Raw genomic sequence first — 12,765 nt, 5'->3', positions numbered from 1 at the left:
GTATGGCCAGCCCATTAGCCAAGTTGCGCCAAGAGGCCTTGGCACAACAACAAAAGCAATCGACAGCTGAAACGCAGTTTGTTGCTCACCCAAACAGTTTGCACTTGCTGCTCGCCGAACTCGACAGCGATTTGAAGGTACTAAAAACCTTCAATCGTAAAGACGAAAAGGTGAATCACAAACGCGAAGTGTTGGTGCCTAAATATCGCGATGCGATTGAAGCTTACCTCGCCGGTGACGAGCAGTTCGATAACCCGCTGTTTACGCAAATGGTGATTTGGCTCTTTGATATCGAAGATCTCGATACTGCCATCAAGTGGTGTGACATCGCCATTGAACGCGGGCTCGATACGCCCGAGCGATTCAAGCGTGATTTTGCAACCTTCTGCGCCGATGAAGTCTTGGCCTGGTCAGAGCGAATGGCAGACAAGTGCCAGTCCGTCGAACCTTATTTCTCTCAGGTCTTCGAGAAGGTCACCCAAGTTTGGCGTATCAACGAGAAGCCGACGGCGAAATGGCTGAAGTTCGCCGGCTTACACTTGCTTCGAAATGAGCAAGGTAAACCCCACGCCGCGTCGGTGGGCGATATCGACACGCTACAGACAGCGCGAACTCATCTTCAAAACGCGCATGAGCAATACAGCGCGATTGGGGTAAGCACCATGATCGATAACATCGACCAACGTATCCGAGCGTTAGAGAGTGGCGATAACCTCTGACTGAACAGGCTCCTACGCCACCGCGCCTCGACTGACGAGGAAGAGCAAGTGATTCATCACCCGGCTTATTCCGTCGACTCAGTGGCCAGAGGCGCACTTATTCCAATAAGGAGACAGGATGAGCTTTGGCGGAAAAGTGGATAAGGCGAGTAACCAAGTGATACCCGGTGAAGGTTGGCCCGATTTAACGAACGATGAGTTTCGTCAACTGCGCCGCATTCCGCATACGTTTGATAACGACTCTATGGCGGTGGCCATCACGATAGCGGCCAACAATATTCAAGAGAAGTTAGTGAGCCTGTTGGTCGAGGGAGTCCCGCCATCACTGAACGTCGCTAAAACCGCCTTGTACAAACGTGCGGTGTACGGTCGAGCGCACTCGGAATTGTTGCCCGAGTTCGCCACGCAAGACAGGCGCAAAGAAGGAGACAACGCGGCATTAGATGAACCGCAACAGGCGGCACGTTTTCTCGCGCAAAGTAACAAAGATGTCTCTCAACTGCTTGGCCGCAGTGCGAATGGGATTGGCGTGATATGAGCAGCGCAGTTTACAACCAAACCAAGCTTGAGCACTTAACGACTTACATCGTCAGCCACCTCAACAGCAACGTGCTTGAGAACAAAATGGACGCGTGGCAAGAAAACGGCTCGATAGTGCCAAGCGGTGAAGACCGTGGGAACGGCGGGTATATCGCCTGTTACTGGAAATATAACGCGGTGATTTCGGTTGAGGAGTTTCCTCACCAATTACTGGATCCTCGCTGCTTACTGGCTCTGATTGCTTGTTGGCTCAGTGACCATGAAGAAGATCGCAACGAGCAAGAGCTTGAAGACCCCACGCTTTCGGTCGATGTGATCAGCAGTGAAGCGGCCGATGTGAGCATTGAACTGGAGTTGATGGAGCCCATTGAGTTGGTCCCAGATGAAGCCGGCATGATCACCTGGCGAGGCATGCGATATCGAGTTCAAGCCGTGGAGATTTACACCGCAGAAGAAGCGGAGTTGGTGAATGAAACCAACGATTAGTGCGAATAAAAGGGATGTGCTCAACCTGCAAGAAAGGTTAGCCATGTTAGCGCTTCCCCCCAGAAAGCGTGTATGGATATTGAAAACCTTAGGGCGCTGGGAAAAAGCCAATACACGCAAACGCATTCAGCAACAAAAAGACATTCACGGCCAAGCCTTAGCACCGAAGAAACGGAATAAGCGCGGAAAAGTGATGCGCCGTATGGCCAAGGGATTAACCCCTTATGTACGAAACGCCGACACGCTCGACTTAACTTGGGGCAATAAGCTCACCGCAAGAATTGCCGCCAGGCATCACCTTGGTCAAAAGCAAACCATGACCAAGCGCCAAATGCAAAAGCGGTGGGGAACACCTAACTACAGTGCGCCTTGCAGTAAAGGGCAAGCGCGAAAACTGAGGGAGCTGGGTTACACGGTCGCGCGAAAGAGTGGCAAGGGAAGGAAGAAACCCTCACTCAAGTTATTGATGGCCACTGTTAGCCATGGCCAAGCTGGGCAAATTATCCGAGAGCTGAGCAATCAGCCGAGTGTCACCGCTTGGGATATCCCTTTAGTCGAGCGCCAGATATTAGGTAGTAAAGAACGCGAAGTAACCCGCCAACTCATCACCATTTTTGAGCAGGCCAGAAAGCGAAAATAAGCGAGGACATAACCAATGGCAACCGGAAAGGTCGAGGTCAACAACCTTAATTTAGGACAAGGCGGGATCCCAGAGATTGAACGCCACCTGCTGTATATCGGTCGCACCGATAAAACTGAACTGCAAGGTAAGGTCACCCGCGTCAACAACATGACCAACCTTGATGATGTCGTCGCGGATGACTTGCTGGGCGCTAACCTGAAAGCCGCACAGCTCAATGGAAAACAGAATTGGACAGGTGCTGTGTTTGGTCTCGCTGAAGGTAAAACGTGGCAGGAGGCCGTCGATATTGCCAATCGAACCGATTCGTTCGAAGGCGTGTGCGTTGTCGATGTGGTAAGCAGCAAAGCCGACTTCCAAGCGATGCAAAGCAAAGCGACTGAGCTCACCAGCAAGCTGGGCCGTTGGGTGTTCTTTTTGGCGGCGTGTCCTGGCATCGATAAGAGCAAGCAAACCTGGGCTAAATACGAAACCAGTCTATTGGCATTGATCAATGGTGTCTCCGCGAACCTCGTGACACCGGTTCCGATGCTCAATGGCAATAACATCGGTGTGTTGGGTGGTCGCTTATGTGATCGCGCGGTGACCGTGGCTGATAGCCCGATGCGAGTGGCCACGGGCAGCGTGTTGGGCCTTGGCGAGATGCCTATCGATAGCGCCGGCAAACCTCTGGAAATGAGCACCATTTCGGCCTTGGCCAATGCGCGTTACTCCTTACCGCAATGGTACGCCGATATGGAAGGGGTGTACTGGAGCGATGCCACCACACTGGAAACCAAAGGCGGAGACTATCAGTTCTTAGAGTACGTTCGCCCCGTTCATAAGTTGAACCGCCGCGTACGTATTAAAGCGATTCGTCGCATTGCCGATCGCATTCTCAATTCGACGCCACCGAGTATCGAGCTCAATCGCACTTACTTTAGCAAAGACATGCGTGACATGTCGAAGACCACCGAGATTGGGGGGATCCCGTTCCCTGGTGAAATCATGGCACCGCGTGAAGAGGACGTGTCGATTCAGTGGATGAGCAAAACCAAAGTCAACATTGGCTTGATGGTTCGCCCACACAACTGCCCAAAACACATCGTGGTCAATATCGGTCTCGATCTCTCTAACCCAGCCGACACGGAGGCCTAATCCATGAGCATGCGAATTTCTGGTAAGAACATGCATTTTTCAATGGGCGACTACAAGCTCAAAGCGCAAAAAGTCAGCCTCTCTATTACCGACAATTCCGCCGTCAATAAAACCTCAGGGGTGCCGGATGGTTACGTCGATGGCGATGTCGAAGCCAGCGGCGAGATGGAGCTCACCACGCAGCAATTTAATCAGTTGAGCAAGGCTGCGAGAGGCGCCGGCTCTTGGCGTGGCATGCCGGACTTTGATGCCTTGTTCTACGGCAAGATTGATAAAGACGAACTGAAAATCGAAGCCTTTGGCTGTCGTATCAAGATCTCGGATTTACTCGACGCCGACACCAACGGAGGCAGTGCGCTCGTGCACAAGCTGCCGTTCGAAGTGACCAGCCCAGACTTTGTGAAAATCAACGGCGTGCCATACCTGCGCCCTGATGAAACCGCAGACCTGGTCCAGTAATGCTTTTCTGATTCGATAGGAGACGAGATGTCTGATGTTGTCGACCATGCCTGTGACATTGAAGCCCAACTCACAGAAGTGGCATTGGCCAACCAATTGGCAAGGGCTAAGCCAGAAAACCACCGGGAGAGCGCGCAGGAATGTGGCGAGTGCGGCGATCCCATCCCTGAAGCTCGCCGCCAACACATCGTGGGATGTCAGTACTGCACTCACTGTCAAAGCGATTTGGAGAAGATGAAACGATGAAACTAGGAACGCTCTTTGTTGAGCATGTGATTAAGCCGGTACTCGATCATTTAGACATGGTTACTGGCGGGCACGGCAAGCTGAACACGCCAGCCGCCATCCGTCTGATTTTGATGATTGTCGCCCATGAATCCGGTGCATTGACGTACGCCAAGCAGGTGCGTGGTCCCGCATTAGGGTTCACTCAAATGGAGCCAGCCACCTTTGCCTGGTTGATTGAATGGCTAGGAAAAACACGGCCTCACTTGTTGGACGCGCTTTCGATGTTTGCGCCGCTGACCGCCGATTCCGTCGAAAAACAGGATGCGGACTATATGGTGATTTCCCCTCAGTTCGCGGTGGCCACGGCGCGTTTGAACCTGATCCGATTCCCAGAAGCCTTGCCAGAAGCGGATGACCTTAAAGGTTTAGCGCGTTACGCGAAAAAGTACTGGAACACGTCGGCAGGTAAAGCCACAGAGGCGGATTACCTTAACGCTTATTTATCCATGATGGGAGAACAATCATGAGCTTTTTAACGGGGATCATCGGCAAAACCTTACTGGAAGTTTTGAAAGGCCTGTTCTTTCAAATCGGTTGGAAAATCATTCTTGAACGCTTTGCGAGTCGTCTTGTGGTGTGGGGGCTTGAAGCGCTTCGTGACTTGAGTACCAACGACGTGATTCAAGAGACCGTAGACGATGTAATCGCCTCTCTTCAAGGCAAACGCTTGAAGGAAATCCCACAGAAGGAATAGCGATGGATCCAACTTGGCTATCGGCTCTGGTTGCCTTGGCTACCTTGTTGGTGATGTTAACCGGAGCATTGATTGGCAAGCTGTTTTCCCTCTCGAAAGAGCTTGCCGACTATAAAACTCATGTGGCGGAGAATTACGCCACCAAAGAAGAGGTGAAGGACGGTTTTGAACGCCTTGAGCGTCAATTGGAAACCGGACTTACTCGAATTTATGAATCATTGAAGCGAGAAGCAGCATGACAAAATCCATTGTTTTAACCGTTGGCACGACCGACCTTGAGTTCAACCCAACGCCAGCCGAGTACGACGACGCACAAAACACCATCTTACAAGGTGATGCCAGTAGCGCAGCTCACAACTTCCTGATGAGCTGTGTGGACGAAGGCTCAAAAGCCGCGCTGCGTGACATTACTCAGCAAAACCCTGGAGCAGCAACGCAGATTTACGGTGCGGTGCTGAAAGAGTACGCCCCTAAGCTGTCCATCTCGGTAAAAAAATAGATGGGCTTGTCGCTGTTATTGAGAGCAGTGACAGGCAAAAGATGTATGCGTGGCGGCGCAAGTGGCTACCCAATGAGCCCGATACTGAGCAGAACCTGGCTTATGCGATTTGGCTAGAGAAGAACCATTGGGAAAACATGCAAGCCGTCACCGCTAGCGGTGTAGCCAAAGCCTTTAGCGGTTAACCACCAAACCATTAGAGAATTGTTGATGTTACCAGAAGCCCTCAGATTTCAAGTTGGATTGATTGACCAGATCTCAAAACCTCTGGGCCACATTCAGCGCCAACTCTCCGATGTCACCAATACCTACAAACAAGGGACGCAAACCATGGTGTCGGGCGCCGCTGGCATGGTGGGCGCGGGCTTTGCCCTGCAACAAGCATTAATGCCCGCCATTGAAATGGACAGGGCGTTAGGTGAGGTGAAATCTCTCGGGGTAGCGGATGAGCAGCTTAAGCAGCTCAGCGACACGGCCCTGGAGTTTGCGGTGGACTATGGCAAGTCGGCCGCCGATTTTGTGGCCGCCTCTTATGATATTCAGTCGGCGATTTCTGGTTTAGGTGTCAATGAGCTTTCTGAGTTTACACGCGCGTCAGGGGTGCTGGCCGCAGCAACGAAAGCAGACACAGCAACCATCACCAACTATGTCGGCACCATGTACGGCATTTTCCAACATTCCGCCAACGAAATAGGGAAGGCGGATTGGGTCAATATGCTGGGTGGTCAAACGGCCAAAGCGGTGCAGATGTTCAAAACCACGGGCGATGGTATGTCGTCGGCGTTCACCTCAATAGGCGCCGCCGCCACATCGGTGGGGGTTGGGATGACCGAACAGATGGCGATTTTAGGTACGTTGCAGTCCACCATGAGTGGCAGTGAAGCGGGGACAAAATACCGCGCGTTCTTAGCCGGCGCGGCCAAAGCGCAAGCCGCCTTGAACATGCAGTTCACCAATGCCCAAGGTCAAATGCTGCCGATGGTCGATATCTTGAACCAAATCAAGAGACGCTACGGGGAAACCATCTCGGTTGCCGAAGCCGCAGAGCTGAGCAAAGCGTTTGGCACGCAAGAAGCGTCGGCGATGATCCAACTATTGATGCAAAACACCGATGGGCTCGCCACGTCGATAAACGAGCTCGGCAAAGTTAAAGGGCTTGATGTGGCTGAGCAAATGGCGGGCGCCATGACCGACCAATGGGAACGGTTAGAGCAAGGCGTGTTTGCCATTAGTGCGGCTTTTGGCTCTGTGCTTCTGCCAGCCATCTTACCTGTGGTAGGCGACATGGCTGAAGGCGCGAACGTAATCGTTCAATGGACGCAGATGTTCCCGAACCTGTCTAAATACATCGGCTTCGCAGCCATAGCAATTTTAGGTGCTGTGGCAGCAGGCGGCGCGTTAACGCTCATGATGGGAGTGGGCAAACAAGTGATGGCCACTTACCTGCTTACTATGAAGTTGTTCGCGGGAGTGAGCGCCTTGCTCACTCAAGGCTTAGGAGCTTTTCGTGCTGCGATGCTCGCCGCGAACATCGCCATTGCTGCCAACCCTATCATCTTGATTGTGAGTGCGGTGATAGCTGCAGTAACCGCTGTGGGTGCTCTGATCTACTACTGGGATGATTTGAAAGCCTCGTTGGGTGATAACGCGGTATTTCAGGCCATTGAGTATAGCGCTGATGCGGCCATGCAGGCGGTATCGACGTTGTTTGATGCGTTCAAGCCTTTGCTCAATATCGTGATGGGACTGGGCAAGATGCTAGGCGACGTTCTACTTCGCGTTTTTCAGGTGTTATGGGAAACCGTGAAAGTTGGCTTTTCAGCGATGGGGTCGGTGTTATTTGGTGTGTTGGATGTGGTTGGCGTCGTGGCGACAGGCGTGGGCTGGGTGATTGCGGGTGTTATTGGCTCGATGGGTTTGCTCATGAATGGGTTCACCTTTGTGTTTAAAGCCATCGCTGCCAGTTGGCAATGGGTGATGAGTGGCTTTAGTGATACCAGTGGCTTTACCTTCATTGGACAAATGGTGTCGTGGTTGAGAGGCGGGTTTGAGAGCCTAGTATTGGGTTGGCGCGTGTTTACAGCGGAAATGGCGATACACGGTGGTTTACCGAAATTTCTAGTGCGGTAGAGCTGGTGACATTGCCATTTCAAACCCTTTTCAACTTCCTATCGGCGGGATGGCAATGGGTAATGAGCGGCTTTAGCGATACCAGCGGCTTTGCCTTCATTGGCCAAATGGCCGAAGCGATGCGCAATATTTTTGGCAGCGTGTTCAGTTGGTTCACCGATAAATTAGCGGGCATTTGGGAAAGCCTAAAAGGACTGGTTGATTGGTTGCCTGGTTTGGGTGATGAGGAGGACACCACGCCTGTGAGATCCAAGTCTGTGCAAAGCGCAGTGCCTCACACTCAAGTCCAGCCAGGTGGCGCGGCCAAGAGCATTGCCCATTATCAAACGAGTTCAACCAATTACGGCGGTGTGGCGATTTACCCCACTTACATGAGCAGCCCACAAGACATGGCGAGTGAATTAGAAATGGCGGCAGGCTAATGGTTGATTACGTATATCAAGACATCTTAATTGAAAACGGTGACGTGGTACTAGATGCAGGTAGAAACCCTGTATTGATCCAAGACCGAGCGGTCATCGCTCAAGACATCAAACACGCGATCATTGAAAGCAACGTAGCCATCCACTTGATTGCTGAGCGCAGCCCCGCGAAAAAAGCCGATGCGCGTACACAGTTAGAGTTGTTAGTGGAAGAAGACGTTCGTTTGGTGCCTGGGACGGTGCGCATCGAAGAAGTGAGCGATGGGCAATTGTATATTTTTGCAGAGACGGTGCAATTTGGCCGCGTAACAACAGAGGTGCAGGTTGACTGATATTCCCAAACCCAACTTTACCGAGCTGGCGAAAAAAGCGGGGTTACCGCTTGAGGCGTCAGAGTGGAAAGCGACGCTCAAAGAAGAAGCGGCGAAGCAAGGCAGCACCATCGCTAACGACTCTCAATATTCGCCATTTTGGCGCTTGATTGAAACCATGGTGATTGGGCCGACTGTGTGGTTAGTAAACCGCTTTTTGGTGGGGTACGTGTTGCCCAACATGTTCGTGGCCACAGCCAAAGACAAATGGCTCGATCTGTGGGCGTGGCAGTTCAACGTGAAGCGCAAACCCGCCACCAAAGCCGTTGGACAGGTCGTGATTCACCGAGCCGCGCAGCAAGGGCCAGCGATTGTGATTTCTAAGGGCACAGTGATACAAACCGACCCGATTAACGGCGCGGTGTATCGAGTGCTACTGAGCCAAGACACGACGTTACCGGAAAACGCCGCTTCAATCATTGGCAGAGTGGTGGCCGAGCATCAAGGCGCCGCCTTTAACTTAGGCGAAGGCTACTTTCATGTCTTAACGTCGGCGGTTCCAGGTATTAGCCGCGTGGTGAATTCGGCCGATTGGTTGATTAACGCGGGCGCGGATGAAGAAACCGACGACCAACTGAGGGGGCGCATTCGAAATCAGTTCAGTGGCGTGGCGAAATGGCACATCGATGCGGCGTATCGCTCCTTGCTGATGTTGCGTGCCGGCATCAACAGCGAAAACATTTACTTCGAGCACAACGCGCCGCGAGGTCCAGGTTCGGCCAACGCTTATATCTTGTTGGACTCGGGTGAGCCATCACCGCAAATGCTGGCGGATTTAAACACGCACATCAACCAAGAGGGCAATCATGGCCATGGCGATGATCTTAAGGTGTACGCCATGCCAGGCAATACCATCACGGTGACGTGTCGAGCCTGGGTGGCGCGCCTGTTGTCTGATGAAGAAAACGCGCAATTGGAAGCGAACATGGCGCTGTTTATTGGCTCGGCCTTTAGGCAAAACACCGATTATCAGGCGACCAAAACCAAGCCTTCCTCGCGCTTTAGTTTTTCGAAGTTAGCGCAAGAGCTGCACGGTGAGTTTCCTGTCTTGGCGTCGATTGAGTTTGACAATGCGGACCTGAGCAATGGCATGGAAGTACCAAGGATGAAGCAGTTGGAGATACGCATTGAAACGGCCTAACTTTACGCTCAAGCATTGGATGGGTAAGGGCGAGCTCTACAAGCTCGGCCAAGCGCTGCTGGGTTATTGGTCCCACGTTCAAGACATCTTGGAGTGGCCGCTGAGGCAGTTAGATCCGATGGTCGCCCCGATTGAATTATTGGACTTGATGGCTTGGCAGCGAGACATCGAACGTTTGCCCCAAGAGCCTGAGCACATCTACCGCATTCGAGTGAACTTTGCGTACGCGTTTGCCACTGGGGGCGGCTCAGAAGTGGGCTGGGAAACCATGTTCGATAGGTTGGGCTATCCCCATATCGAAATCGAAGAGCGGCTCGGTTATTACCCCTGGGATGTGGTCAGCGTGAAAGTGCGAGACCACGATTTGAATCAAGTCCCTGGTTTGATGGACGCCTTGGTTCGTCAGTATGGCAGAACCTGCCGTCGATACAGTTTTGACGTGACCACGGCGGCGTACCCGCATATTTCGGTGGCTGAGTTCAGTCACACCCATGAAACCTACAGTGCATCAATAGGATAAGTTATGGCCGTCATTACCCTGGCAGGCGAGCAACTGATCGCCCGAAAACAACACGCCAAGCAACCGTTGGTGATCCGCGAATTTGTGTTGGCCCATGTGCCTAATCTCGACCCGAAGACGCCGCCACGACGCGACCAATCTTTGCCATCAAGTCGTCAGATTGTCTATCGAAGTGCGCCGACGCGCAGTGCCTGCGTGAATGACAATGAGGTGGTGTACTCGCTGATTTTAGACAACACCGTGGGCAACTTTGCCTTCAACTGGCTTGGGCTAGTCAGCGAAGAAGGGGTGTTGGTGTCGGCCAATCACATGGTGGTGCAGTCTAAGCGCAAGAATAACGAACTGACGGGCGAAGAAGGGAACAACCTCACGCGTAACTTCTTGCTGAAGTTCTCGGGCGCTCAAGCCATCACCCAAATCACGGTGACCCCAGAGACGTGGCAGTTTAACTACGAAGCCAAGCTGGATGACATGGACACCTTACTTGCTCAGCTCACCGTCGGACTCATTGAGACCCAAAAGGAGGTGGTTGAACAAAGCCATGAAAATTGGAGGCTCAGTGAGAGCAACCATCTCTTGAATCAACGATTGGACACGCTCTCAGAAGACCTTTTGCAAACCAACGAAAAGCACCTGACCTTGTTTGGGTCAATGCAAAGGTGCCATGAGCATTACGAGCAGCAGCGTATCGAAATGGACGTCACGTTGACGACGTTTTTGATTCAGACCCAAAAGCAAACCCTAGAGCAAGAGTATCAGCTAATGAAATTACGAGAATCGTTAACAAAAATGGAGAGCACGGATGAGTAATGTGGATGTGTTACTAAAGCAAGCGGTGGAGGCGTCTCTGCAACAGACGGCAGCCAGCAAGCAATTGTCGGATGATGTGAAAGGGAAAATGGACCAAGTCAACGCCACGGTGGCCGCTAAAGTGAAGCAATTGGACGCGTGGAAGGAGTCCGCCACGGCCGACAAAATGAAAGGGGTGGCTCGATATAAACACATCATCGATCTGACCGGCATTTCATCGGACTACTTTTTTCCCGTTTGGTGGGTAATGCCAACCAATGAACATGGCGGTGCGGAGATTGATATTACCCGAGGGTATTCGAGAGACCGCCATTTGAGCCCCTTTGGAGAAGGGGTTACCCATCTTGCGGGTCTCCTACTCGAGATAGAAGGAAACAGCTATGGTTGGAGTGGTGACGCTGAATACCTTCAAATTAAGCGCATTTCTCAAACGTATCGTGAGACAGTGAAAAAAGTTGCGTTTCGAATGAGTTGCATTGCTCGCCCTGTTGATGGCTCAAAACCTATGTATATGGGCGTGAAATCTGGAGGTATTGTTGGTTGTCCCGTATTCAGTGGTTGCTATCTGAGAGGCGGTCTGACTTATACAGTAATGACGAATTGGAACACAGATATCCATTTCAGCAAAGAAGTGGGCGAAGCTGAAATAGGTCATTACTCAGGAGTAAGCGGGGAAATTAAGTGGGTGGCGAAGGCATACGCATTAGATGATCCCTTTCTTGGTGAGCGGTATGCAGAGATCCGAAATGCGCATCAACACACCAATCAACACTTGTTTGAACGCAAATCATAAGGGATAGGTCATGATATCAGAATTAACGTTACCCACCGGTGAAGTGCTCATCAACGTGCCAAGTGAACCGTTCATTTTAATGGAGCTTGGACTCACGGAAGAAGAGGCCATGGCTTGTCTCTCTGCCGAGCAAGAGAAACAACTGCTTGAAGAGGTGATGGGCAAACGCAAAGCCGCGTATCGAAGAGAGTCAGACCCATTGTTTATGGAATGGCAATTTGACGGTACCCCAGAGTCTGAAGCGCTTTGGAAACGTAAAGTAGAAGAGATAAAAGCGCGCTACCCTCTACCGAGCGGTGATAATGCGTCTGAGGAGTAGATAACGTTGCTCATTCTTAATGGTGCCCAGCTCCCATTAAAAAACCTGCGCATTGGCGTTCGTCAGCAATTGGCTGGACAAGACATGTCCGGCCAAACTTCGGCGACCGACCAAGCGGAAATGGGCAGCAAGGGTAAAATACTCACGGTAAAAGGGGTGATCCCTTTTACCAAAAGCCAGCTATTAACTCACTTGTTCAGCATGGCGGAAGCGCAAGACAACGATGCGCGCCAAATCTACCGTATTAGTAACCAAACCGCTGAAGCGTTGAAAATTCGCCAGGTGAAATTCCAAGGCGTCGTGCGCGCCGATGAACAAGAAGCTCACCGCCAGTGGAGCGTGTCGTTCGAGCTGGTCGAGCACCTTTCGGTGCCAGAGCGAGTCGAGCAGCGTCAACCGGATAAGCCCGCCGCGCAGCAAAAGGTGCAGGGGGTAAAAACGCGCGTTGAAACCGGACAGACCGAAGACGTGCCGCCCGATACACAAGTGGAACTGACAGGCGTGATGAAAGTGCTAAAAAGCGTGGATAACGCACTGGCGTAAACGAGGGTTAACCATGACCATCAACAATAAGTTTCTTTGCCGTGCGTATGTGGGCAAAGAGAAAACCAAAGTCAAAAGTCACCGCATCGTTTTCAATCACAACACGCCGGGGCGATGTGAGCTGTCGGTAGAAGGAAACCCAGAGCCCAACACGCTCATTGCGATTGATTTAGGATGGGGGGATGACATAACGCGCGTTTTTCTTGGTTACATCGAGCGCGTACAACCTTCTGAAAAAGGGTGGTCAACCGTGT

At 51.9% G+C, this 12,765-nt stretch carries 21 protein-coding genes and 1 pseudogene; all 22 read left to right on the top strand.

Going from position 1 to position 12,765, the window contains the following annotated elements; all coding sequences use genetic code 11:
* The first annotated feature begins 2 nt into the window (after positions 1-2).
* Positions 3-719 carry a phage terminase small subunit gene (gene gpM / locus JC606_RS14350; RefSeq protein ID WP_198778813.1) on the top strand — a complete coding sequence of 239 codons (717 nt, stop codon included), beginning with the start codon at positions 3-5 and terminating at the stop codon, positions 717-719.
* 118 nt (positions 720-837) lie between these two features.
* Entirely contained in the window at positions 838-1,257 is a 420-nt protein-coding gene (locus JC606_RS14345; protein ID WP_198778812.1) for a head completion/stabilization protein, read from the top strand.
* Complete coding sequence (locus tag JC606_RS14340) at positions 1,254-1,745, top strand: phage tail protein (protein ID WP_198778811.1); 492 nt, start codon at positions 1,254-1,256, stop codon at positions 1,743-1,745. The genes JC606_RS14345 and JC606_RS14340 overlap by 4 nt, the downstream gene beginning before the upstream one ends.
* Entirely contained in the window at positions 1,729-2,385 is a 657-nt protein-coding gene (locus JC606_RS14335; protein ID WP_198778810.1) for a virion morphogenesis protein, read from the top strand. The genes JC606_RS14340 and JC606_RS14335 overlap by 17 nt, the downstream gene beginning before the upstream one ends.
* Before the next feature lie 15 nt (positions 2,386-2,400).
* Positions 2,401-3,522, top strand: coding sequence for a DUF2586 domain-containing protein (locus tag JC606_RS14330; RefSeq protein ID WP_198778809.1), 1,122 nt, complete (start codon positions 2,401-2,403; stop codon positions 3,520-3,522).
* A gap of 3 nt (positions 3,523-3,525) precedes the next feature.
* Positions 3,526-3,981 carry a phage protein gene (locus JC606_RS14325; protein WP_004742489.1) on the top strand — a complete coding sequence of 152 codons (456 nt, stop codon included), beginning with the start codon at positions 3,526-3,528 and terminating at the stop codon, positions 3,979-3,981.
* A gap of 27 nt (positions 3,982-4,008) precedes the next feature.
* Positions 4,009-4,227, top strand: a complete 219-nt coding sequence (locus tag JC606_RS14320) for a TraR/DksA C4-type zinc finger protein (protein ID WP_198778808.1) — start codon at positions 4,009-4,011, stop codon at positions 4,225-4,227.
* Positions 4,224-4,736 carry a hypothetical protein gene (locus tag JC606_RS14315; protein ID WP_198778807.1) on the top strand — a complete coding sequence of 171 codons (513 nt, stop codon included), beginning with the start codon at positions 4,224-4,226 and terminating at the stop codon, positions 4,734-4,736. The genes JC606_RS14320 and JC606_RS14315 overlap by 4 nt, the downstream gene beginning before the upstream one ends.
* Positions 4,733-4,963 carry a hypothetical protein gene (locus tag JC606_RS14310; RefSeq protein ID WP_102271085.1) on the top strand — a complete coding sequence of 77 codons (231 nt, stop codon included), beginning with the start codon at positions 4,733-4,735 and terminating at the stop codon, positions 4,961-4,963. Before JC606_RS14315 ends, JC606_RS14310 begins: the two co-directional genes overlap by 4 nt.
* A gap of 2 nt (positions 4,964-4,965) precedes the next feature.
* A complete protein-coding gene (locus JC606_RS14305) occupies positions 4,966-5,202 on the top strand; it encodes a hypothetical protein (protein WP_198778806.1) in 237 nt (78 codons plus the stop codon).
* The gene (locus JC606_RS14300) at positions 5,199-5,462 is read left to right on the top strand and encodes a putative phage tail assembly chaperone (RefSeq protein WP_198778805.1); all 264 of its coding nucleotides are present in this window, start codon (positions 5,199-5,201) and stop codon (positions 5,460-5,462) included. The genes JC606_RS14305 and JC606_RS14300 overlap by 4 nt, the downstream gene beginning before the upstream one ends.
* Positions 5,463-5,503: 41 nt before the next feature.
* Complete coding sequence (locus JC606_RS14295; RefSeq protein WP_004742495.1) at positions 5,504-5,647, top strand: DUF6890 family protein; 144 nt, start codon at positions 5,504-5,506, stop codon at positions 5,645-5,647.
* A gap of 25 nt (positions 5,648-5,672) precedes the next feature.
* Positions 5,673-7,592 carry a phage tail tape measure protein gene (locus tag JC606_RS14290; RefSeq protein WP_233090365.1) on the top strand — a complete coding sequence of 640 codons (1,920 nt, stop codon included), beginning with the start codon at positions 5,673-5,675 and terminating at the stop codon, positions 7,590-7,592.
* 5 nt (positions 7,593-7,597) lie between these two features.
* A complete protein-coding gene (locus JC606_RS23680; protein WP_233090363.1) occupies positions 7,598-8,014 on the top strand; it encodes a hypothetical protein in 417 nt (138 codons plus the stop codon).
* The gene (locus JC606_RS14285) at positions 8,014-8,346 is read left to right on the top strand and encodes a DUF2590 family protein (RefSeq protein ID WP_105023243.1); all 333 of its coding nucleotides are present in this window, start codon (positions 8,014-8,016) and stop codon (positions 8,344-8,346) included. Before JC606_RS23680 ends, JC606_RS14285 begins: the two co-directional genes overlap by 1 nt.
* A complete protein-coding gene (locus JC606_RS14280; RefSeq protein WP_198778804.1) occupies positions 8,339-9,526 on the top strand; it encodes a baseplate J/gp47 family protein in 1,188 nt (395 codons plus the stop codon). The genes JC606_RS14285 and JC606_RS14280 overlap by 8 nt, the downstream gene beginning before the upstream one ends.
* A 19-nt stretch (positions 9,527-9,545) precedes the next feature.
* Positions 9,546-10,046: a phage tail protein gene (locus JC606_RS14275; RefSeq protein WP_198778841.1), complete on the top strand. Its 501-nt coding sequence runs from the start codon at positions 9,546-9,548 to the stop codon at positions 10,044-10,046.
* Positions 10,047-10,049: 3 nt separating this feature from the next.
* Positions 10,050-10,856: a phage tail-collar fiber domain-containing protein gene (locus JC606_RS14270; RefSeq protein ID WP_198778803.1), complete on the top strand. Its 807-nt coding sequence runs from the start codon at positions 10,050-10,052 to the stop codon at positions 10,854-10,856.
* The gene (locus JC606_RS14265; protein ID WP_198778802.1) at positions 10,849-11,649 is read left to right on the top strand and encodes a hypothetical protein; all 801 of its coding nucleotides are present in this window, start codon (positions 10,849-10,851) and stop codon (positions 11,647-11,649) included. Before JC606_RS14270 ends, JC606_RS14265 begins: the two co-directional genes overlap by 8 nt.
* Before the next feature lie 10 nt (positions 11,650-11,659).
* The gene (locus JC606_RS14260; protein ID WP_198778801.1) at positions 11,660-11,968 is read left to right on the top strand and encodes a hypothetical protein; all 309 of its coding nucleotides are present in this window, start codon (positions 11,660-11,662) and stop codon (positions 11,966-11,968) included.
* A gap of 6 nt (positions 11,969-11,974) precedes the next feature.
* Positions 11,975-12,511 carry a baseplate complex protein gene (locus JC606_RS14255; RefSeq protein ID WP_198778800.1) on the top strand — a complete coding sequence of 179 codons (537 nt, stop codon included), beginning with the start codon at positions 11,975-11,977 and terminating at the stop codon, positions 12,509-12,511.
* A 13-nt stretch (positions 12,512-12,524) separates the two neighbouring features.
* Positions 12,525-12,765 (top strand): annotated as a pseudogene (locus JC606_RS14250) (hypothetical protein); the annotation flags it as partial.

The organism is Vibrio sp. IB15 (assembly GCF_016406055.1).
GTDB lineage: Bacteria > Pseudomonadota > Gammaproteobacteria > Enterobacterales > Vibrionaceae > Vibrio > Vibrio chagasii.
This window is presented reverse-complemented; position numbering and strand designations above follow the sequence as displayed.